This window comes from Enterobacter sp. 302C9 (genome assembly GCF_034106085.1).
Lineage (GTDB): Bacteria > Pseudomonadota > Gammaproteobacteria > Enterobacterales > Enterobacteriaceae > Enterobacter > Enterobacter asburiae_B.
Window position 1 is genome coordinate 85,652 of the sequence record NZ_JAWNBW010000008.1, and the last position, 20,706, is coordinate 106,357.

Below are 20,706 nucleotides of genomic sequence, written 5' to 3' on the forward strand. Positions count from 1 at the left end.
CCGGAAGGCCGCGACTTTGAGGGCGAAGAGGCTGATTAACGGCCCGCCCTTTTCTGTTCCTGGTTTACGCCAGTTTGCATGGTGTTGTGTTTTGTCTGCCAAAAGGGTTTTGTATGTCTGCTGCTCATCTCGGTTTCCCGACGGAAACCGTTGTTGTCTTTGTGGTGATGGCCGTAGGGGCGATGTTTATCGACCTCTTTATGCACCGTCACGATAAACCCGTCTCGCTGAAAAGCGCGGCGATGTGGTCCATTTTCTGGGTCATGATGGCGATGGCCTTCGCCGGATTCCTGTATGTTCACCACGGCGCCGAGATGGCGAGCCTGTTCCTCACCGGCTATGCGCTGGAAGAGGTGCTCTCCGTCGATAACCTGTTTGTGATGATGGCAATCTTCGCCTGGTTCGGCGTGCCGGATAAGTACCGTCACCGCGTGCTCTACTGGGGCGTGCTGGGGGCGATAGTCTTCCGCGGCATCTTTGTGGCTATCGGCACCAGCCTGTTAAGCCTGGGGCCGTACGTTGAGGTGATCTTCGCGCTGGTCGTCGGCTGGACGGCGGTGATGATGCTCAGGCGCAATGAAGAGAGCGACGAAGTGGAAGATTACTCGGGTCATCTCGCCTATCGCCTGGTGAAGCGCTTCTATCCGGTCTGGCCGAAAATCAGCAGCAACGCCTTTATTCTGACCCAGAAAGAGGTGGATGCGGAGCTTGAAAAGCCGGAAAACCAGGACGTGATGGTCGGACGCGTGAAGAAGGCGAAGCGCTATGCGACGCCGCTGCTGCTTTGCGTAGCCGTCGTCGAACTCTCTGACGTCATGTTCGCGTTTGACTCCGTGCCGGCCATTATTGCCGTGAGCCGCGAGCCGCTGATTATCTACAGCGCCATGATGTTCGCCATTCTCGGCCTGCGTACGCTTTACTTCGTGCTGGAAGCGCTGAAGCAGTATCTGGTGCACCTCGAGAAAGCCGTGGTTCTGCTGCTGTTCTTCGTGGCGTTCAAGCTGGGGTTAAATGCCACCGACCACTTCTGGCATCACGGTTACAGCATTGGCGCCACGGCCAGTCTGTTTGTGGTATTAGGCGTGCTGGCGCTGGGGATTATTGCGAGCGTGATGTTCCCGGGGAAACGTGAGGCCTGATGCATCGTTTTTCTCCCTCTCCCTGTGGGAGAGGGCCGGGGTGAGGGCACCAGACCGCACCTAACCCTTAATCGGTGAATTCCGACGCTTGCGCGGGTGATGGAAGTGCCGCCAGTGCGGATCCTGCGCCGCCGCCAGCAGCTCGTGGTCGCCGCGGGTGTCCCCCCAGGCGCGCAGGTGATAGGCGTTCAGATCGCCATACACTTTTTCCAGCCTTGCCACCTTCTGGGCGCAGCGGCAGTTATTGCCCGTGATGCGCCCCGTCAGCTTGCCGTCTTTCACTTCCAGCTGCGTGCCAATCAGCTTAATGCCCAGTTTGTCAGCCCACGGCTGGAGCACCAGCGCCGGGGACGCGGAACAGATGGTCACTTCCGCACCGGAATTCACCTCAGCCGCCACCGCCAGAACCCCTTCGGGTCGCATCAGCTTGTTCCAGTATTTTTCACAAAAGGCTTCCGCCTGCTGGCGCAGCCAGTGTTCATCCACGCCCGTCAGGAACGTTTTAATCAGCACTTCCTTGAGCTCATCGCGCGTCAGCTTGCGACGCACGCAGTGGAGCGTGGGCAGCGCCATGCGCACCAGACGGCCCGCGAAGTAACGTTTGCCGAAGGCAAAACGCAGGAAAGGGATAAAGCTGTCGTGGTGCGTTAATGTCCCGTCAAAGTCAAAGACAGAGAGCACGCTGGATTTAGCCACCGTCTCGTCGGCAATCATATTGGTCATAAATACGTCTTAGCTGAAATACACATTCTGCGGATCAGTTTACCTGCTTTAGCTGGACAGTCCTTATATCACCACTCTTTTTTTCTCGATCTTGCGATCTCAAAGTGAGTCCATTTTTGGCCTCGATAACAATTGGTGAAAAAACGAGCTGTCTATATTATCGCCACATCGCAAGATATTTAGGGGAACCATTGGCCCCCACAGGTAAGGAAAAACTCACTCACTACTTCTTTCTTGATATGACTCTTAGATCGCTTATTTCAATCCTCACGTTAAGTTTTGCTTCGTTTTCTGCGTTCAGCTTTCAACTTCCAGCGTCGATGTTATCGATGAACAGCGAGCTGGCGGCATCACCGGCGAAATCTGCGCTGGTGCATCAGGAAACAGGTCCGCTGCGCTCGCGTATTCTCGATCAATACCAGAAATGGAAAGGCACCCAGTACCGGTGGGGCGGAACCACGCATCGCGGGGTGGATTGCTCCGCACTGATGCAGCACCTGTTCACCGATGCGGCGCATCTTAATTTGCCGCGCACGACGAGTGAACAGATCCATCGCGGCGTGCAGGTGGCGCAATACCGCCTGAGAGCCGGCGATCTGGTCTTCTTCCAGACGGGCCCGAACCGCAAGCACGTTGGCGTTTATATTGGCGAAAACCAGTTTATTCATGCCTCAACCAGTCAGGGCGTAACGGTTTCAACCCTGACGGATGATTACTGGCAGGCACACTACATTACCGCCCGTCGCATCGCAGGCAGCGCGGCCTGACAGCGTCAGATGATGTCATCCACGACGCCACCGTCGACGCGCAGCGCCGCGCCCGAGGTGGCGGAGGCCTGGGTCGAACAGACATAAATCACCATATTGGCCACCTCTTCAACCGTGGCCGCGCGCTGGATAACCGAGCTGGGGCGGTGGGCCATCACAAACTCTTTCGCCAGCTGCTCCAGCGATTTGCCGGTTTTTTCGATTTCATCTTTCATCATCTCTGCGAAACCGTCAGACATCGTCGGGCCCGGCAGGACGCTGTTGACCGTCACGCCGCTCCCCGCCACAAACTTCGCCAGTCCGCGCGCCAGCGAGAGCTGCGCCGTTTTGGTCACGCCGTAGTGGATCATATCCGCCGGAATATTGCAGGCTGACTCGGAGGAGATAAACACCACGCGTCCCCAGCCTTTCTGCACCATGCCCGGCAGCAGGGCGCGGGACAGACGCACGCCGGACATCACGTTGGTCTGCCAGTAACGCTCCCAGGTTTCATCGTCGGTGGCATAGAAATCCTGCGGGCCGTAAATCCCGGCGTTGTTGACCAGAATATCGACGTTATTCGCCACCTTCAGAAGCGACTCGACCCCTTCCGCCGTGCTGAGATCGGCAATCGCGGCACGGACCTGTACGCCCGGCACCACCTGCTGGAGCTGCTGAATGCCTTTATTCACCGATTCCGTGCTGCGGCCATTGACGATCACTTCCGCACCGCTTTCTGCCAGACCTCTGGCAATGGCGAACCCGATCCCGCCGGTTGAGGCGGTCACCAGCGCCACTTTCCCCGCAAAGTCGATTTTCATCATCTGCTCCTTCTCGTTTTAACGTTCGGACCTTAAAGCGTAGCAGGTGAGGATGACGGCTCCTGGCTAAACAGGCGCAATAGCGTCTCAACCTGTTCATCAAGCGGGGCGAGGGAACGTTTAACAATCAGGTGAAGCGGAGTTGCCCTGCGCGCGCCGTGGCTCAGCGGCAGGCGTTTGAGTACGCCCTGATCCAGCTGGGTCTGGATGCGTTCCTCTGGCAGCCAGCCGTAGCCGACCTGAGAGACGACGGCTTCAATCGCGGCATCGATGGTGGAGAAGGTCCACGACTCGCCGGCAGCACGCGCGGCGGGCTGGCTGTCCGCAATCTGGATGAGCGGCCACGGGCGCAGCATCTCATCATTTAGCGGCGCGTCGAGGAGAAACAAGGGGTGCCGGGAATGGGCCACGGCAACAAAGTCGATATTCATCAGCCATTCTCCGAGCCCGGTAATGTCCTGGCGGCGGGTTAAGACCATCACATCGGCTTCGTCGTTAATGGCATCGGCGCGGGTATTTTCCAGCACCTCGGTCAGACGTACCTGAGTCTGCGGATACTGCTGCTGGAACTGACGAAGAATAGCGAACAGGCGGCGGCGCGGGAAAATGGAGTCCACCACCAGATCTAACCGCGTTCGCATCCCGTTGCGAAGGGTCGCTGCGCGCGTCTCAACGTACGAAAACGCTTTCAGCAGCGGTTTAACCTGGTTGAGAAGAAGTTCTCCGGCCGGAGTTAACACCGCCCGTCGCCCCTCCGGGACCAGCAGCGCCACGCCGAGCCGCTCCTGCAGCAGCGACAGGTTATAGCTCACCGAGGACTGGCTGCGGTGGGTTTCTTCCGCAGCTTTGGCAAAGCTGCCCGCTTCCACCACTCTTTCCAGTAAAGCCCATTGTTCCAGCGTCGTCTTATGCATGATTTATCTAAAATTTGGATGAATTTGATTAAAACATAGCGTTATTCATTCATTTTTTGAAGGGGTACGATCGTCTCATCAAAACAAAGGAGACATCTTATGAACACCTTCGACAAACACGACTTAAGCGGCTTTGTTGGTAAACATCTTGTATATACCTACGATAACGGCTGGAACTACGAGATTTACGTAAAAAATGAGACCACGCTTGATTACCGTATTCACAGCGGTCTTGTGGCCAACCGTTGGGTGAAAGATCAGCAGGCTTATATCGTGCGGGTAGGCGAGAGCATCTATAAAATTTCCTGGACCGAACCAACCGGTACCGACGTCAGCCTGATCGTGAACCTGGGCGACAAGCTGTTCCACGGCACCATCTTCTTCCCACGCTGGGTCATGAACAATCCGGAAAAAACCGTCTGCTTCCAGAACGACCATATTCCGCTGATGAACAGCTATCGCGATGCGGGTCCGGCGTATCCAACGGAAGTGATTGATGAATTTGCTACGATCACCTTTGTGCGCGATTGCGGTGCCAATAATGAAAGCGTTATTGCCTGTGCGGCCAGTGAATTACCGAAAAACTTTCCAGATAATCTCTAATAAGCGCGACAATTAACTAAAAAGAAAAGTTCCCGGCTATTTCATATTATTTTGAAATGGCCGGGATTTTTTTTGTTTGTTGATGATTGGTTTAAATGAATCCATTTCAAAATGTTGCGAAAGATCACATTAAAAATATTTAATATTAATTTAACTTGTTGTTTTTCAACTGGCTGCTAGTTGTCTTATAACGTTGCAAACGTTGTCTTAATTTTTCCCTAAGGAAAGAGAGCTACTTTGATATAAGTTTATGGTTCGTTGAAATAAACGGGCTGGCATTTGGTTAATATCAAAAACATGCCATTTTTATTGCAAGGAAATTAATAATGAGTGATTTTCTGCCTTTTTCGCGGCCGTCGATGGGCGCTGAGGAAATTGCGGCGCTTCAGGACGTTTTGATGTCGGGCTGGATCACCACTGGGCCAAAGAATCAGGAACTTGAAGAGGCATTCTGTCAGCTTACCGGGAATCAGCATGCGATTGCCGTCTGTTCAGCCACCGCGGGTATGCACGTCACGCTGATGGCGCTGGATATTGGCCCGGGCGATGAAGTCATTACCCCTTCCCAGACCTGGGTCTCCACGCTGAATATGATCGTGTTGCTGGGTGCCACACCGGTCATGATTGATGTGGACAAAGATACATTAATGGTGACGCCAGAAGCCGTTGAAGCCGCCATTACCCCGCGTACCAAAGCCATTATTCCCGTTCATTATGCCGGCGCGCCGTGTGAAATCGACGCCATTCATGCCATCGGTGAACGTCACGGTATTCCGGTTATTGAAGATGCGGCCCATGCCGCCGGAACGTATTACAAGAACCGTCATGTGGGCTGGAAAGGAACGGCGATTTTTTCCTTCCACGCCATTAAAAATATGACCTGCGCGGAAGGCGGCTTAGTCGTCACGGATAATGCCCAGCTGGCGCAGCGGATCCGCAGCCTGAAATTCCATGGCCTGGGCGTAGATGCCTATGACCGCCAGACGCACGGCCGCGCGCCGCAGGCGGAAGTGATCGCGCCGGGCTATAAATACAACCTGGCGGATATCAACGCCGCGCTGGCGCTGGTGCAGTTAGGCAAGCTGAAAGAGGCCAACAGACGCCGCCAGGAAATTGCTGAACGCTACCTGCGTGAGCTTGCCGATACGCCGTTCCAGCCGCTCACCATTCCGTCATGGCCGCACGTGCACGCCTGGCACCTGTTTATTATTCGCGTTGACGAAGCGCGCTGCGGAATTTCCCGCGACAACCTGATGGCGGCGCTGAAAGAGAAAGGCATCGGTACCGGCCTCCACTTCCGCGCGGCGCACACCCAAAAATACTACCGCGAGCGTTTTCCTGATGTATCGCTCCCGAATTCTGAATGGAATAGCGCGCGTATTTGTTCTCTCCCTCTTTTCCCGGACATGACTCATGACGACACAACCCGCGTCATTACCGCACTCCATCAGCTTGCAGGACATTGATATGTTCAGTGCACCGACTGTACAAAAAGTTTCCGTGGTAATCCCGGTTTATAACGAGCAGGAGAGCCTGCCCGAACTGATCCGTCGTACAACCGCCGCCTGCGACACGATGGGCAAGGCTTATGAAATTCTGCTGGTGGATGATGGCAGTAGCGATAATTCCGCGCTGATGCTGACAGAGGCCGCGCAGGCCGAAGGCAGCCATATTGTTGCCGTGCTGCTCAACCGCAACTACGGCCAGCACTCGGCGATTATGGCGGGGTTTAGCCACGTCACGGGCGATCTGATCATCACCCTGGACGCTGACCTGCAAAACCCGCCGGAAGAGATCCCGCGCCTGGTCGCCAAAGCCGATGAAGGCTATGACGTGGTCGGCACGGTACGTCAGAACCGTCAGGACAGTCTGTTCCGCAAGCTGGCCTCACGCACCATCAACCGTCTTATCCAGCGCACGACCGGTAAAGCGATGGGCGATTACGGCTGCATGCTGCGCGCCTACCGCCGCCATATTGTCGACGCGATGCTGCACTGCCATGAGCGCAGCACCTTTATTCCGATCCTCGCCAACACCTTTGCCCGCAAGGCAACGGAAATTCCGGTTCTGCACGCCGAGCGCGAGCACGGGGAATCGAAGTACAGCTTTATGCGTCTCATCAACCTGATGTATGACCTCATCACCTGCCTGACCACCACGCCGCTGCGTCTGCTGAGCGTGTTCGGCAGCATCATCGCCGTGGCCGGTTTTGCGCTGTCCGTTCTGCTGGTGGTGCTGCGCCTGGTCTTTGGCCCGCAGTGGGCGGCGGAAGGGGTCTTCATGCTCTTTGCCGTGCTGTTTATGTTCATTGGCGCCCAGTTTGTCGGGATGGGCCTTCTCGGTGAATACATTGGCCGTATCTATAACGATGTTCGCGCGCGTCCGCGCTACTTTATTCAACGTGTTGTCCGTCAGGAACACAAAGCATCTCAAGAGGAAATTCACCCATGAAAGCTGTTGTATTTGCCTATCACGATATGGGGTGCACGGGCACGCTGGCCCTGCTGGAAGCGGGCTATGACATTGCGGCAATCTTTACCCATCCGGACACGGCCGGAGAGAATAACTTTTTTGGCTCCGTGGCGCGTATCGCCGCCGAGCGCGGGATCCCGGTTTATGCACCGGACGATGTAAACCATCCGCTGTGGGTGGATCGCATCCGCGCGCTCGCGCCTGACGCGATCTTCTCGTTCTACTATCGCAACCTGCTTTCCGACGAAATCTTAGGTCTGGCCGCAAAAGGCGCCTTTAATCTTCATGGTTCTCTGCTGCCCGCCTACCGCGGCCGCGCGCCGCTGAACTGGGTGCTGGTGAACGGTGAAACGGAAACGGGCGTGACGCTGCACCGCATGGTGCGCCGTGCTGATGCGGGCGCTATCGTGGCACAGCAGAAGGTCGCTATTGATGCGGACGAAACTGCGCTGCAGCTGCATCAAAAGCTGAATGCAACGGCACAGACGCTGCTGCGTGATGCACTTCCAGGCATCCTCAATGGCACCTTCAGCGAGACCGCGCAGGATGAGAGCAAGGCAAGCATCTTTGGCCGCCGCGCGCCGGAAGATGGTCGTCTGGACTGGAACAAGCCTGCCCGCCAGCTGCACAACCTGGTGCGCGCCGTGACCGACCCGTGGCCGGGCGCGTACAGCTTTGCGGGCGTAAGCAAATTTATCGTCTGGAAATCCCGCGTGCGTGACGATATACCGGCTGCCAAACCGGGCACCGTCGTCTCCGTCTCCCCGCTGATTGTAAGCTGCGGCGAGCAGGCGCTGGAGATCGTCACCGGACAAACCGACAACGGCCTGTACGTGCAGGGCACGCAGCTGGCGCAGTCTCTGGGTCTGGTGGCCGGGGCGCTGATCACCAGCGCGCCGGTGGTTGCCATCAAGCGCCGTACCCGCGTGCTGATCCTCGGCGTGAACGGCTTTATCGGTAACCACCTGACGGAACGTCTGCTCAAGGACGATAACTACGAGATTTACGGTCTGGATATCGGCTCTGACGCCATCAGCCGTTTCCTCGATAACCCGCGTTTCCACTTCGTGGAAGGGGATATCAGCATCCATTCCGAATGGATTGAATACCACATTAAAAAATGCGACGTGGTGCTGCCGCTGGTCGCCATTGCCACGCCAATCGAGTACACCCGTAACCCGCTTCGCGTGTTCGAGCTGGACTTTGAAGAGAACCTGAAGATCATCCGCGACTGCGTGAAATACGATAAGCGCATCATCTTCCCGTCCACGTCTGAAGTGTACGGCATGTGTACCGATAAGAACTTCGATGAAGACACCTCCAACCTGGTGGTCGGGCCGATCAACAAACAGCGCTGGATTTACTCCGTCTCCAAACAGCTGCTGGACCGCGTGATTTGGGCCTACGGTGAGAAAGAAGGCCTGCGCTTTACCCTGTTCCGTCCGTTTAACTGGATGGGCCCGCGTCTGGATAACCTCAACGCGGCGCGTATTGGTAGCTCCCGTGCGATCACCCAGCTGATCCTGAACCTGGTAGAAGGCTCGCCAATTAAGCTTATCGAAGGCGGGAAACAGAAACGCTGCTTTACGGATATCAGCGACGGTATCGAAGCGCTGTTCCGCATCATCGAAAACAAAGATAACCGCTGCAACGGTGAAATCATCAACATCGGTAACCCGGACAACGAAGCGAGCATTCGCGAGCTGGCAGAGATGCTGCTGGCCAGCTTTGAGCGCCATCCGCTGCGCGACAAGTTCCCGCCGTTTGCCGGCTTCCGCGAAGTGGAAAGCAGCAGCTACTACGGCAAAGGGTATCAGGACGTTGAGCACCGTAAGCCAAGCATTCGCAACGCGAAGCGCTGCCTGAACTGGACGCCGACGGTGAAAATGGAGCAGACCATTGACGAAACGCTCGATTTCTTCCTGCGCACCGTGGAGCTGTCGGAACAGGCCTCATGAAAAAAGTCGGTTTACGCATTGATGTCGACACCTTCAGGGGAACGCGTGACGGCGTACCCAAACTGCTGGAACTGCTGAGCAAGCACGGTGTGCGTTCCAGCATTTTCTTCAGCGTGGGGCCTGACAACATGGGACGCCATTTATGGCGTCTGATTAAACCGGCATTTCTGTTCAAAATGCTGCGCTCGCGCGCAGCATCCCTCTACGGCTGGGATATTTTGCTGGCTGGCACCGCCTGGCCCGGCAGACGTATCGGCGCGGGTAATGAAGCCGTTATCCGTGAGGCGGCGCAGCATCATGAGGTGGGTCTGCACGCCTGGGACCACCATGCCTGGCAAGCCTGGGCGGGCGTCTGGGATATCCCGCGCCTGTCCCGTGAGGTCGAGCGTGGGATGCTGGAGCTGGAGGCCATTACCGGTCAGCCCGTGCGTTGCTCCGCCGTGGCGGGATGGCGTGCGGATCAGCGCGTCGTGAAGGCCAAAGAAGCCTTTGCGTTTCGCTACAACAGCGACTGTCGCGGAACCGGGCCCTTTTTGCCGCTGTTAGGCGAAAATCGCTACGGAACGGTGCAAATTCCGGTTACGCTTCCCACCTGGGATGAAGTGGTCGGGCGCGAGGTGAAGGCGGATGAGTTCAATCGCTACATTCTGGACCGCATCCATCGTGACGCCGGCACGCCGGTGTATACCATCCATGCCGAAGTGGAAGGGATTGCGTATCAGCATGATTTCGACGAACTGCTGACGATGGCCGCTCAGGAGGGCATTGAATTTTGTCCGTTGAGCGAGCTGCTGCCGGACGATCTCAGCACCCTGCCCGTGGGCAAAGTCGTCCGTAATGAAATGGCTGGCCGGGAAGGCTGGCTTGGCTATCAACAAACCGTGAGTCCGGTCCCATGAAAACAGCCCGTTATGGCTTAGCGCTTCTCGCACTGTTTATCGTTTACTACCTCATTCCGGTCGATATTCGTCTGCTCTGGCAGCCTGATGAAACGCGCTATGCGGAAATCAGCCGCGAAATGCTGGCATCCGGAGACTGGGTTGTCCCGCATTTTCTGGGGCTGCGTTACTTTGAAAAACCGATTGCTGGCTACTGGATCAACAGCATCGGGCAGTTGCTGTTCGGGCACACCAACCTCGCCGTGCGCGCCGGTTCTATATTCTCCACCGGGTTAGCGGCGCTGCTGGTCATCTGGATGGCATGGCGTCTCTGGCGAGATAAGCGGACCGCCATTTTCTCCGGTCTTATCTTCCTGACCCTGTTCCTGGTGTATGGCATCGGCACGTATGCGGTGCTGGATCCTATCATCACCCTGTGGCTGGTGGCGGCGATGTGCAGCTTCTGGCTGGCCTCACAGGCCCAAACCGTTGCCGGAAAAGCGGGCGGCTATGTGCTGCTTGGGCTGGCCTGCGGGATGGGGGTGATGACCAAAGGCTTCCTGGCGCTGGCGGTACCGGTGATTGGCGTGCTGCCGTGGGTAATCGCCCATAAGCGCTGGAAAGAGGTGCTGATTTTTGGCTGGCTCGCGATCCTGAGCTGTGTGCTGATTGTTCTGCCGTGGGGGCTGGCTATTGCGCAGCGTGAGCCTGACTTCTGGCGTTACTTCTTCTGGGTTGAGCATATTCAGCGTTTTGCCCAGAGCGACGCGCAGCACAAAGCCCCGTTCTGGTACTACGTGCCGTTCCTGATCGCGGGCAGCCTGCCGTGGCTTGCGCTTTTGCCCGGTGCGATTCGTCTCGGCTGGAATGACCGACAAAACGCGGGTGGCGGGTTCTATCTGCTGGGTTGGGTGGTGATGCCGCTGCTGTTCTTCAGCATCGCCAAAGGCAAGCTGCCGACCTATATCCTGCCGTGCTTTGCCCCGCTGGCTATCCTGATGGCGCGCTATGCCTGCCTCGCGGCGGAAAAAGGTGCCAGAGCGTTACGCATTAACGGCGGGATTAACCTGGCGTTTGGCGTTATCGGCGTGGTGGCGGCGCTGGTGGTCTCGCCGTGGGGACTGTCTAAGCATCCGGTCTGGACGTCGGTCGAACTGTACAAAGTCTTCTGTGCGGTGGTGGCGTTCCTCATCTGGGCCGCGGTAGGCTGGTTTACCTTCAGACAGAGCCAGCAGCGCTGGTGGCTGGCGGCACTGTGCCCCGCAGGGCTGGCGCTGCTGATTGGTTTTGCCATTCCTAACCTGGTGGTGGATTCCAAACAGCCGCAGTCGCTGGTCGATACCGTGCGCGAGCCGCTTCAGGAAAGCCGATTCGTGCTGGCCAATAACGTTGGCGTGGCCGCGGGCCTGGCGTGGGAGCTGAAGCGCAATGACTTCACGCTGTTTGGTCAGAGCGGCGAACTGCGCTACGGGCTGGATTATCCCGATGTGAAAGATCGTTTTGTCAGTGAGGACGACTTCGCGCAGTGGCTGGCAGCGCACCGTCAGCAGGGGCGCGTATCGCTGGTGATGCTGCTGTCAAAACACGACGATATTTCACGGGCGAATTTACCGCAGCCGGACAATCTCTATATTCAGGGGCGTCTGGCCTTGCTGGAGTACCTGCCGAAGTGATGACCTGGATCTGGCTGATACTGGCAAGCCTGCTCAGCTGCGCGGGGCAGCTGTGCCAGAAACAGGCCACCCGTCCGGCGAAAGCCGGGCGGCGCGGGGCGCATATCGCGCTGTGGCTTGGCCTGGCACTGCTGGCGCTGGGCAGCGGGATGCTGGTCTGGCTGGTGGTGCTGCAACGCCTGCCTGTCGGCATCGCGTATCCTATGCTGAGCCTCAATTTTGTCTGGGTGACGCTGGCGGCGAAGGCGTTCTGGCGTGAGCACGTTGCTGCGCATCACTGGCTGGGAGTAGGGTTCATCATCATTGGGATTGTTATCCTGGGAGGGAGCCTGTGAAAGGAGCGTTCTGGGCCTTATGCAGCGTGCTGTTAGTCAGCGCGGCGCAGCTGTTGCTGCGCAATGCCATGCAGGCATTGCCACCGGTCAGTGAGATCCTGGCGTTTGTTTCCGCGCTGTGGCACTTCTCGTCCGGCACGGGCGCGCTGCTGCTGGGGTTGACGGGGTACGTGGCCTCGATGGGCTGCTGGTATCTGGCGCTGCATCGCATGGCGCTCAGCAAAGCGTATGCCCTGCTGAGCCTCAGCTATATTCTGGTGTGGGCCGCCGCGATCCTGCTGCCCGGCTGGGGAGAACGCTTCTCCTGGCACGGGCTGGTGGGCGTCGGGTTTATTATTCTGGGTGTGTTAGTGATTTTTCTGCCCCGAACGTCCCGAGGTGAATAATCGACTCGTGGGTCAGGGTATAAGGGGTCGATGTGCAGACGGCAAGGCTCAGCGAGCCGACCTGTAGCTGGCTGACCGCGTGCATCTGCGCCGTGCTGTCGATGCTGACAATCTGCCAGGCGCTGCCGCCACGCTGTTTCACAATCGCTTCTTTCCGCGTCCAGATACGCCAGAAGGCGGAAAGCCGTTCCTCGGGCGCTTCACGCTCCAGCTCGTCATGCTCGGTCATGCTGAATACCGCATTAGCCAGCGCCTGCCAGTTCTTCCTCGGGCGAATCACTTCGATATCGCAGCCAACCTCGCCTTCATCGCTCATCAGCAGGGCGATATCGTCACCGCTATGGCTCAGGTTGAACCACAGCGGATTTCCCTTCGCAAAGGCCGGTTTGCCCTGCTCGCCGTAAATGATGTCGGGGAGCGGGTGAGGGGATAACGCTCTGGCGAGCAGCGTCCTCCCGGCCAGCCAGGAGGCCTGTCGGGCACCCTGAGGCGCCCTGTCTGCGAGCGCTGACGCCAGCGGGTCCGCGCAAAGGGTGGAGATTTTTCCCAGTACAAACTGGTACATAGTTACGCCCAGCGTTTAATGATAATCGAGGTGTTGATGCCGCCAAACGCGAAGTTATTGCTCTGCAGATACTCGCAGTCAATCTGACGGGCTTCCCCCATAATATAATCTAAAGCACCGCATTGCTCATCCGGCTGCGTTAAATTGAGCGTCGGGGCAAACCAGCCTTCACGCATCATCTGCAGGCTCATCCACGCTTCCAGCGCGCCGCAGGCACCCAGCGTGTGGCCAAAATAGCTCTTCAGCGAGGAAACCGGCACGCTGTCACCGTAGATGGCGGCAGTGGCCTGACTTTCGGCGATATCGCCGCGATCGGTGGCGGTACCGTGCGCGGAGATATACCCCATATCCCGGGCGCTTAATCCCGCCATGGCCAGCGACTGCTCCATGCAAATCTGCATGGTGTCACGCTGAGGCTGGGTGATATGGGCCGCGTCACAGTTGGTGGCAAAGCCCACGATCTCACCGTAGATTGTCGCCCCGCGCGCTCTGGCGTGCTCCAGCTCTTCCAGAATCAGGGTGCCTGCGCCTTCCCCAATGACCAGACCATCGCGCTGCGTATCGAACGGTGAAGGGGTGGTTTTGGGTTCGTCGTTACGCTGACTGGTGGCAAACAGCGTGTCAAACACCGCCGCTTCAGACGGACACAATTCTTCCGCGCCCCCCGCGACCATCACGGTCTGATACCCGTGGCGAATCGCCTCCCAGGCGTAGCCAATCGCCTGGCTGCCGGAGGTACAGGCGCTCGACGTCGGGATCACACGGCCGCGCAACCCAAAGAACAGCCCGGTATTCACCGCCGTGGTGTGCGGCATCATCTGGACGTAGGTTGTCCCGGTGATGTTATTGGTGTGCTTTTCGGTGAGCATGGTCGCGAATTCGCTGACCGGACCGGTGCTGCCTGTCGAAGAACCGTAGGCGATACCGGTTTGGCCGTTGGTGAGCACCGCTTCGCCAATCAGCCCCGCCTGCTCCAGCGCCAGCTCGGTGGCGCGGGTCGACATCAGCGACACGCGGCCCATGGCGCGAATACGCTTGCGGGTATAGTGTTCCGGCAGCGTGAAATCGTCGATCGGCGCGCCCAGCAGGGTATGCAGGCCATCGTACACCTGCCATTCCGGCATTTTACGCACCGCGTTTTCATACGCCAGCAGCCTGCTGGAAACGGATTGCCAGCTTTCGCCAAAGGCGGTCACGCCGCCCATGCCCGTAATCACCACGCGACGCGTCATAGCATGCCTCCGTTAATGGAAATGACCTGGCGGGTAACGTAGCCCGCAATATCTGACATCAGATAGCTTGCCAGCCCGGCGACCTCTTCAGCCTGGCCCATCCGTTTCATTGGGATGATGGACATGGCTTCCTTCAGCGCGGCCTCTTCCATCTCAATCATGCCGGTATCAATCAGCCCCGGGGCAATGCAGTTGACGGTGATTTTGCGTTTTGCCAGCTCAATCGCCAGCGCTTTGGTGGCGCCGATAATGCCCGCTTTGGCCGCGCTGTAGTTCACCTGTCCGCGGTTGCCCATCACGCCGGACACGGACGATAAGGTGATAATGCGCCCGCCTTTACGGGTGCCAATCATCGGCATAATGCAGGGGTGAATGACGTTATAAAAACTGTCGAGATTGGTGTGGATCACGCTGTCCCAGTCGTCTTCGCTCAGCGCCGGAAAGGCGCCGTCACGGGTAATTCCGGCGTTGCTGACCACGCCATACCATGCGCCATGGGCTTCAATCTCCTGCTCCAGCACCTCGCGGCACTGTTCGCGGTTGCCCACATCAAAGGCGAGTAAACGACCGTTGCCACCCGCCTGCGTGATGGCGTCCAGCGTCTCCTGCGCGCCTGCGGCATCACGATGGTAATGCACGCCTACGGTAAACCCGTCGGCGGCAAGCTGACGAGCGATGGCGCGCCCTATGCCTTTGCTGGCCCCGGTGACCAGTACGGAACGACTCATGCGTTAGATCCCTGATTAAAAAGCGATGTTAATTCTTCTGCGCTCGGCTGGAAGGTGTTGACCCGGCCCGTGGCCAGCGTCTCTTCATTAGCGGAAATCGCGCATTCAAAGCTGCCGAAGCGTTCGTCCTGCATCAGCAGCTTAACGGTGATGTCCAGCGTCAGGCCTGCGGCGAAACGCCCGCTGGCGCAGACCAGCTCGCGCGCGCCGAGCACCATGCCCAGCGCGATATGATCCTGCCCCTGCTGCTGGCGATGCCAGCCTGACCAGACGCCGACGGTCTGCGCCATCAGCTCGAGCGCGTACCAGCCCGGCAGGTCGCCATCGGCGTTGAGAAACGGCGCCAGCACGCTTTGCCCGTTGACCGCCACGCGGCAGACCGCCGTGTCGTCCGTAACGTTCTCAACGGACCCCAGCAGCATCATCGGCGCCTCGTGCGGCAGATAGGCTTCGGGTGATAAGTAGCTCATGAGGCTCTCCCCAGCAGGATGCTGGCATTATTGCCGCCAAACGCGAACGAGTTAGACAAAATGACCGGCTTTTTCAGGGCGGCGCGCTGGTGCAGAAGGCCGCACGGCGCCAGCGTGTCGTCCGGCGCGTAGCGGGCGAAGTCCTGCGGCGGCAACGGCAGGTCGCGCATCAGAATCAGCCAGCTCAGGGCCGCTTCGGTAATACCGGCGGCGCCCAGCGTATGGCCGGTAAGGTGTTTGGTTGAGCTGCACGGCACGCTTTCCCCGAAGAGATCGTGAATCACCTGCGATTCAATCTGATCGTTGAGCGGCGTGGCCGTGCCGTGCAGGTTGATGTAGCCGATATCCTGCGGCTGCATACCCGCTTCGTTAAGCGCCTGCGCGATAGCCCTTATCGCCCCTTCACCCTGCGGATGCGGGGCGGAAATATGGTACGCATCGCTGGATTCGCCCGTTCCGAGCAGCGCCACGTCGGCGGGCTCCCGGCTCAATACCATCAGCGCGGCGGCTTCACCAATGGTGATCCCCCGGCGGTCGCGACCAAACGGCTCGCAGAGCGTAGGGGAGAAGGATTCAAGGCTGTTAAAGCCGTTGACGGGCATCCGGCTCAGGGTATCGGCCCCGCCGACAATGGCGATGTCCACTAGCCCGGCTTCAATCAGACGTTTACCGCCGATCATCGCCCGCGCGCTGGAAGAGCAGGCCGTGGAGATCGTATAGGCCGGGCCTTCGAGCTGAAGCCAGCTGGCGAGGAAGCGGGACGGATCGCCAAGCTCCTGCTGCGGATACTGCCAGCGCGTGCTCGCTTCGCCATGGGCCATGTGGCGCACGTGCTCATCGCCTTCGTCCAGCCCGGAGGTGCTGGTCCCCAGCACCACGGCCACGCGGTCGCGACCGACGCGGGCGATGGCCTCGTCAACGGCGGGCTGAATCTGCGCCAGCGCGGCCAGCAGCAGCTGGTTATTGCGGGTGCGGTGTGCGGCGAAAGCGTCCGGGATGGGTGGAAGCTCGCCTTCCACGCCGCCCAGTACGGCTTCGGGTAAACCCTGCAACCAGCCGGTCCGGGCGTGCATCCCCGGCGCCACGCCTGCCGTCAGGTTCGCGGCAATCTCGTCAGGCGAGTTGCCCAGCGCGTTGACCATGCCAACAGCGGATATATAAATCATCTCAGTCACCCAGATATTGAATGGTGATGTGGTATTTAAAGACGTGTTGCTCGATGCTGATCGGCTCGCGCTTGCCTTTGCGCTGCAGGTAGACAATCTCCGTCACCAGCTTGCCGCTGGCGTTACGCAGCTCGCGCCGATCGCCATTGTCCGTTAACGTCCAGCCCTTCGGCAACTGCGGCTGCCAGGCGCTAATCGGCCAGTGGCTGAGCATCACGTCGGCCAGCACCTGGCTGGCGGGCGGCAGCTGCGGCACGACGATCGACTGCTCGGTATGAATACCGGTCTCATCGTACGTTGCCAGGAACAGGCGAATGCCCACGGAAGAGAGCCCGGCCAGCGTGACCTTATGCGCATCCGCGTTGAGCATCACCAGCAGGGACTGCGTCTGTCCGTTAAAGCTGCCGGTCAGCAGCTGCTGGGAGCTCACAGCCGGGCTGATGCCGGGCGGCGGCAGCGTCACTCTGGTGCCCGGCTGGAGCCAGGCCTGAGGCCGCGTCTCTTTGGTATCGGTCGAATGGCTGCAGCCCGCCAGCAGCAGCGCCGCGGCCAGCGCGACGGTGCGATAAAAAGCGTTCATTTACGTTTTCTCTCTTTCTTATCCGGCATCGCCAGCGGAGCCAGCAGGAAGGCGGTAAAAATACCGCTCACCAGCACGATGCCAAAGCTGCTGATGGCCTGGGTGGCGCTGAAGACGAGCATGCCCAGCGTCAGCAGCGTGGTCATCATGGCCAGCGTAATCGCCAGCATCGAGGTCAGTGGCGTACCGCGCGGGTTGCTGAAAAACAGCGTGTAGTTAATGCCAATGCCGAGCACCAGTACCAGCGCCAGCAGTGAGAACAGATTCACCGGGTGGCCCGTTGCGGCCAGCACCGCCAGGCCGCAGCTCAGCGACAGCACGGACGGCACCAGGCTTATCAGCCCTTTACGCCAGCCGAGGCGCAGCATCGCCCCGCAGGCAATCACCGCCAGCGCGGCAAACAGTAGCCCCGTCAGCAGCGTGCGGTAGAGGGTAAACAGGCTGTCAAAGCTGGCTTTGCGATCGACCCAGACGACGCCGTCATGGCGCGCGGCCAGTTCACCGAGGTAAGCGCTGTTTTTCGCGCCGTCCACCGGCACCAGCACGCCGCTTTCCCCGTTGGGCAGGGTCAGCCAGAGCAGACGCCAGCCTTCGCTGGCCGGGCTTTCAAGCCACGCGTCCACGCTGACCGGCATGGCGTCGAGATTCGGGGATACGGCGCTGAGCCCGGCGCTTTTCAGCACGTTAGTTACCGCAGGGGCAGCCTCGCGCAGCAGCTTCAGATCGCTTTTCTGGCGCGCCAGCGAGTTCAGCGGCAGCGTACGCCAGCGGGCGATCTCTCCGGCTTTTTGCGCCTGTGCCAGCGCCGGGGTAAAGGCTTCCAGCCGCTCCAGCGTTTGCTGAGGCGAGGCGCCATGAACCACAAACCATTTCTGATCGACGCTCTGTCCGGTCAGGGCGGTAATGGCCTTCTCCTGCGCCAGAATATCTTTCGGCAGGGCCTGCAGCTGGGCGATGTCGTCGTCCACCCTCAGGGTGCTCATCCCCACGGCGGAGAGCAGCGCCAGCGCGACGGGCAAACCCACGGACAATTTTTTATTGCGTCGCCACGCGGCCAGCCAGCGCAGCATGATAACCATCAGCGGAACCGGGCGCACCGGTAAACCCCGGCACAGCCACGGATGCCAGAACATCACCGTCAGGCAGGAGGCGCTCAGCCCCACGGCGGCGAACACCGCCATCTGGCGGATCCCGGGGAAGGGGGCCAGCATCATAATCAGGTAGGCGGCGACGGTCGTCAGCAGCGCCAGCAGCAGCGCATTGCGTACTTTGGCCAGGCTTTGCCAGGGTGAATATTCCGCGCCGTGCACCATCCGTTCGGTCAGGTAGTAGAGCGTGTAGTCGGCTGAAATACCGATGATGCTCATGCTCATCACCAGCGTCATCAGGTGCAGTTCGCCAAAGAGCAGCAGCGTCACCACCGTACCCGCCAGCGCGCCGATGGCAATCGAGAGCACGCTCAGCAGCAGCGGGCGCAGAGAGCGGAACACCGCGACGATGAGCAGGAACACGCCAAGCAGGGTGGCGATGCCCAGCGTCGAGACGTCGCGTTTGGCCTGCTGGCTGGCGTAATCGCTGTAGAACACGGTCCCGCGCGAAAGCAGCTGCGCCTGGGGGTAACGCGCTTTTAGCCTCTCCTGCAGCGCGCTAAGCGTCGTCACCAGCCGGTGGGTCTGCTGCATATCAAATGACGAGCCCGCCAGCTCGCCGTGCAGCAGATACCAGTAGTTTCCCGCCTCATCCTGTGTGACCAGCCAGCCGTCCATCAGCCGCAGCTTCTGGCCGTTTTGCGCCAGAGCGAGCTGCGAGCCGCGCATCAGCATCAGGGGATCGTTTTGCAGCTCTTTGCCGCTGACGCCGGAAAAGGCCGAATAGAGCTGAGATAAAATCCACTGCGCCTGCGCTTCTCCGCCGTTTTGCAGGCGGGTGCGGGTGGCGGGATCGATCAGGCCATTTCGGTGCTGCCAGAAGAACTCTCCCCAGGCCTTTTGCCCGGCGGCGTCCATCGGGCCTTTGACCTCGCTGAGCGAATCGCTGCTTTGCAGCAGCGCCAGCCACTGCTGCGCCACGCGCGGATCGGGCTCTTTGCCGGGGCTGACCAGCCAGACCAGCTGGCGGTCGAGACGCTGCATAAACCCGTCGTTGAGCGCCGGCGGGATCGCCCCCAGCGTCTGCTTCGGCAGCATGGCCAGCACGCTGCTGTTCAGACGCGCGCCGGGCAGCAGCGACAACAGCACGCCCAGCAGAATCAGGCATAGCGTGGCCCACAGCAGCGCCGGGCGCAGGGATTTACGGTGCGGCAAAGCGTTGGCGTTCGTCATCGGTCAGGCTGGCGGGCGTCAGTTGGTGGCGTGAAAGGGCGATATCGGTACGGTCGCCCTGTTTATCGTTGAGGCGAATCGTCTCCAGATAGGTCGCGCCGCCCAGATCGAGGGTGGCGAAAATCTTGTCCAGCGGCGTCGTTTTGGGCGTAAGCACCAGCGACCAGCGGCCGGCACCCAGGTCTTTAAAATCGATGAGGAAGTTCTCTTCAAGCACCCTGCGGTCGGCCTGGAACAGGGCCCGCAGAAGATGGTTGAACTGGAACATCTGCGGATTATTGTCGGCGGTGACGGTCTGCGGCGGCTGGCCGTTAATGGCCTGAACCATCCGCTTGTCATCGAGCAGGAGCATCATCGGAAACGGCGCTTTTTGGTCCCACAGCAGGCCGCTGTCGCGGGCGATCAGCATCTCGCCCTGCGAGCGCAGCGGCTGCGGCATATCTTTTATGGTGCGAACCTGCTCGAAGTGCGCGCGCACGACAGGCTGCCCGGTGAAGCGCTGCTGCAGTTCATCCAGCGTCACGGCGCTGACCAGCGGGCTGACGATCAGCGCCAGCAAAGGCCACCATTTCATGGCGTCACTCCCATTCGTTCAAACAGTATTGCCGGGCTCACAAAGCACATTTCGCGGGTGGCTTCTTCCACCGCCACCTGGATGGTGTAACCGGTGGTGGTGCGTTTGCCGGTCTGCGCATCGAAAATTTGATAGGCAATGCGCAGGCGGTTTTCATACTCTTCAACGTGCGCGCGGACGCGAATACGTTGCTCAAAGGTCACCGCATCGCGGTATTTCACCCGGGTATCGACGACGGGCCAGACGTAGCCGGAGGCCTTCATCTGGCGATAGCCATAGTCAAACTGATTGAGCAGCGCCTCGCGGGCGATCTCAAAGTAGCGGAAATAATTACCGTGCCAGACCACGCCCATCATATCGACGTCGTGGAACGGAACGGTGATCTCAACTTCAGTCGTAAAGCGGGGATCGGTCAGCACCCT

The 20,706-nt window shown here is 59.2% G+C and carries 22 protein-coding genes; 10 read left to right on the forward strand and 12 right to left on the reverse strand.

The window, feature by feature from the left end; genetic code table 11:
* The first annotated feature begins 113 nt into the window (after nt 1–113).
* Nucleotides 114–1,139, forward strand: coding sequence for a TerC/Alx family metal homeostasis membrane protein (locus UR289_RS15650; RefSeq protein WP_024908851.1), 1,026 nt, complete (start codon nt 114–116; stop codon nt 1,137–1,139).
* 60 nt (nt 1,140–1,199) lie between these two features.
* Here the strand turns inward: UR289_RS15650 and UR289_RS15655 are convergent, their stop codons facing one another.
* Complete coding sequence (locus UR289_RS15655; protein WP_014885577.1) at nt 1,200–1,862, reverse strand: HAD family hydrolase; 663 nt, start codon at nt 1,860–1,862, stop codon at nt 1,200–1,202.
* Between the two features lie 239 nt (nt 1,863–2,101).
* Here UR289_RS15655 and UR289_RS15660 point away from each other — a divergent pair, with 239 nt between their 5' ends.
* The gene (locus UR289_RS15660) at nt 2,102–2,629 is read left to right on the forward strand and encodes an NlpC/P60 family protein (RefSeq protein ID WP_032667969.1); all 528 of its coding nucleotides are present in this window, start codon (nt 2,102–2,104) and stop codon (nt 2,627–2,629) included.
* 5 nt (nt 2,630–2,634) lie between these two features.
* On the opposite strand, the gene UR289_RS15665 is transcribed toward UR289_RS15660, so the two are convergent.
* Both UR289_RS15665 and UR289_RS15670 read right to left on the reverse strand, forming a co-directional pair.
* Nucleotides 2,635–3,429: an SDR family NAD(P)-dependent oxidoreductase gene (locus UR289_RS15665; protein WP_217073236.1), complete on the reverse strand. Its 795-nt coding sequence runs from the start codon at nt 3,427–3,429 to the stop codon at nt 2,635–2,637.
* Nucleotides 3,430–3,461: 32 nt separating this feature from the next.
* On the reverse strand, nt 3,462–4,343 hold the full coding sequence (locus UR289_RS15670) for a LysR family transcriptional regulator (protein ID WP_033146854.1): 882 nt from the start codon (nt 4,341–4,343) through the stop codon (nt 3,462–3,464).
* Nucleotides 4,344–4,442: 99 nt separating this feature from the next.
* On the opposite strand from UR289_RS15670, the gene UR289_RS15675 reads away from it, so the two are divergent.
* The 8 genes from UR289_RS15675 (at nt 4,443) to arnF (ending at nt 12,648) form a co-directional block, all read left to right on the forward strand.
* Nucleotides 4,443–4,946 carry a phenolic acid decarboxylase gene (locus UR289_RS15675; protein WP_008503103.1) on the forward strand — a complete coding sequence of 168 codons (504 nt, stop codon included), beginning with the start codon at nt 4,443–4,445 and terminating at the stop codon, nt 4,944–4,946.
* Between the two features lie 326 nt (nt 4,947–5,272).
* A complete protein-coding gene (gene arnB / locus UR289_RS15680; protein ID WP_023309541.1) occupies nt 5,273–6,412 on the forward strand; it encodes a UDP-4-amino-4-deoxy-L-arabinose aminotransferase in 1,140 nt (379 codons plus the stop codon).
* A gap of 1 nt (nt 6,413) precedes the next feature.
* Nucleotides 6,414–7,397 carry an undecaprenyl-phosphate 4-deoxy-4-formamido-L-arabinose transferase gene (gene arnC, locus UR289_RS15685; protein WP_320710914.1) on the forward strand — a complete coding sequence of 328 codons (984 nt, stop codon included), beginning with the start codon at nt 6,414–6,416 and terminating at the stop codon, nt 7,395–7,397.
* Nucleotides 7,394–9,376: a bifunctional UDP-4-amino-4-deoxy-L-arabinose formyltransferase/UDP-glucuronic acid oxidase ArnA gene (gene arnA, locus UR289_RS15690; protein ID WP_320710844.1), complete on the forward strand. Its 1,983-nt coding sequence runs from the start codon at nt 7,394–7,396 to the stop codon at nt 9,374–9,376. The genes arnC and arnA overlap by 4 nt, the downstream gene beginning before the upstream one ends.
* Nucleotides 9,373–10,275, forward strand: a complete 903-nt coding sequence (arnD, locus tag UR289_RS15695) for a 4-deoxy-4-formamido-L-arabinose-phosphoundecaprenol deformylase (RefSeq protein ID WP_058842007.1) — start codon at nt 9,373–9,375, stop codon at nt 10,273–10,275. Before arnA ends, arnD begins: the two co-directional genes overlap by 4 nt.
* The gene (gene arnT / locus UR289_RS15700) at nt 10,272–11,927 is read left to right on the forward strand and encodes a lipid IV(A) 4-amino-4-deoxy-L-arabinosyltransferase (protein ID WP_232938848.1); all 1,656 of its coding nucleotides are present in this window, start codon (nt 10,272–10,274) and stop codon (nt 11,925–11,927) included. The genes arnD and arnT overlap by 4 nt, the downstream gene beginning before the upstream one ends.
* A complete protein-coding gene (gene arnE, locus UR289_RS15705) occupies nt 11,927–12,262 on the forward strand; it encodes a 4-amino-4-deoxy-L-arabinose-phosphoundecaprenol flippase subunit ArnE (protein ID WP_039263049.1) in 336 nt (111 codons plus the stop codon). The genes arnT and arnE overlap by 1 nt, the downstream gene beginning before the upstream one ends.
* Nucleotides 12,259–12,648: a 4-amino-4-deoxy-L-arabinose-phosphoundecaprenol flippase subunit ArnF gene (arnF, locus tag UR289_RS15710; protein ID WP_213730056.1), complete on the forward strand. Its 390-nt coding sequence runs from the start codon at nt 12,259–12,261 to the stop codon at nt 12,646–12,648. The genes arnE and arnF overlap by 4 nt, the downstream gene beginning before the upstream one ends.
* Here the strand turns inward: arnF and acpT are convergent.
* From acpT to UR289_RS15755, 9 genes are read right to left on the reverse strand one after another with little or no spacing between them, the layout of a single operon-like run.
* Nucleotides 12,596–13,213 carry a 4'-phosphopantetheinyl transferase AcpT gene (gene acpT / locus UR289_RS15715; protein WP_064673685.1) on the reverse strand — a complete coding sequence of 206 codons (618 nt, stop codon included), beginning with the start codon at nt 13,211–13,213 and terminating at the stop codon, nt 12,596–12,598. The genes arnF and acpT overlap by 53 nt on opposite strands.
* A 2-nt stretch (nt 13,214–13,215) precedes the next feature.
* Complete coding sequence (locus UR289_RS15720; RefSeq protein WP_058842005.1) at nt 13,216–14,445, reverse strand: beta-ketoacyl-ACP synthase; 1,230 nt, start codon at nt 14,443–14,445, stop codon at nt 13,216–13,218.
* Complete coding sequence (locus tag UR289_RS15725; RefSeq protein ID WP_032662188.1) at nt 14,442–15,173, reverse strand: 3-ketoacyl-ACP reductase FabG2; 732 nt, start codon at nt 15,171–15,173, stop codon at nt 14,442–14,444. Before UR289_RS15725 ends, UR289_RS15720 begins: the two co-directional genes overlap by 4 nt.
* On the reverse strand, nt 15,170–15,643 hold the full coding sequence (locus UR289_RS15730) for a 3-hydroxy-fatty acyl-ACP dehydratase (RefSeq protein WP_047059877.1): 474 nt from the start codon (nt 15,641–15,643) through the stop codon (nt 15,170–15,172). The genes UR289_RS15725 and UR289_RS15730 overlap by 4 nt, the downstream gene beginning before the upstream one ends.
* Nucleotides 15,640–16,809, reverse strand: a complete 1,170-nt coding sequence (locus tag UR289_RS15735) for a beta-ketoacyl-[acyl-carrier-protein] synthase family protein (RefSeq protein ID WP_320710850.1) — start codon at nt 16,807–16,809, stop codon at nt 15,640–15,642. The genes UR289_RS15730 and UR289_RS15735 overlap by 4 nt, the downstream gene beginning before the upstream one ends.
* 1 nt (nt 16,810) lies before the next feature.
* Nucleotides 16,811–17,389, reverse strand: coding sequence for a DUF3261 domain-containing protein (locus UR289_RS15740; RefSeq protein ID WP_182071607.1), 579 nt, complete (start codon nt 17,387–17,389; stop codon nt 16,811–16,813).
* Nucleotides 17,386–19,710, reverse strand: a complete 2,325-nt coding sequence (locus UR289_RS15745) for an MMPL family transporter (protein ID WP_320710852.1) — start codon at nt 19,708–19,710, stop codon at nt 17,386–17,388. Before UR289_RS15745 ends, UR289_RS15740 begins: the two co-directional genes overlap by 4 nt.
* Nucleotides 19,679–20,284: an outer membrane lipoprotein carrier protein LolA gene (locus UR289_RS15750; RefSeq protein WP_320710854.1), complete on the reverse strand. Its 606-nt coding sequence runs from the start codon at nt 20,282–20,284 to the stop codon at nt 19,679–19,681. The genes UR289_RS15745 and UR289_RS15750 overlap by 32 nt, the downstream gene beginning before the upstream one ends.
* A complete protein-coding gene (locus UR289_RS15755) occupies nt 20,281–20,703 on the reverse strand; it encodes an acyl-CoA thioesterase (protein WP_023309526.1) in 423 nt (140 codons plus the stop codon). The genes UR289_RS15750 and UR289_RS15755 overlap by 4 nt, the downstream gene beginning before the upstream one ends.
* Nucleotides 20,704–20,706: the final 3 nt, after the last annotated feature.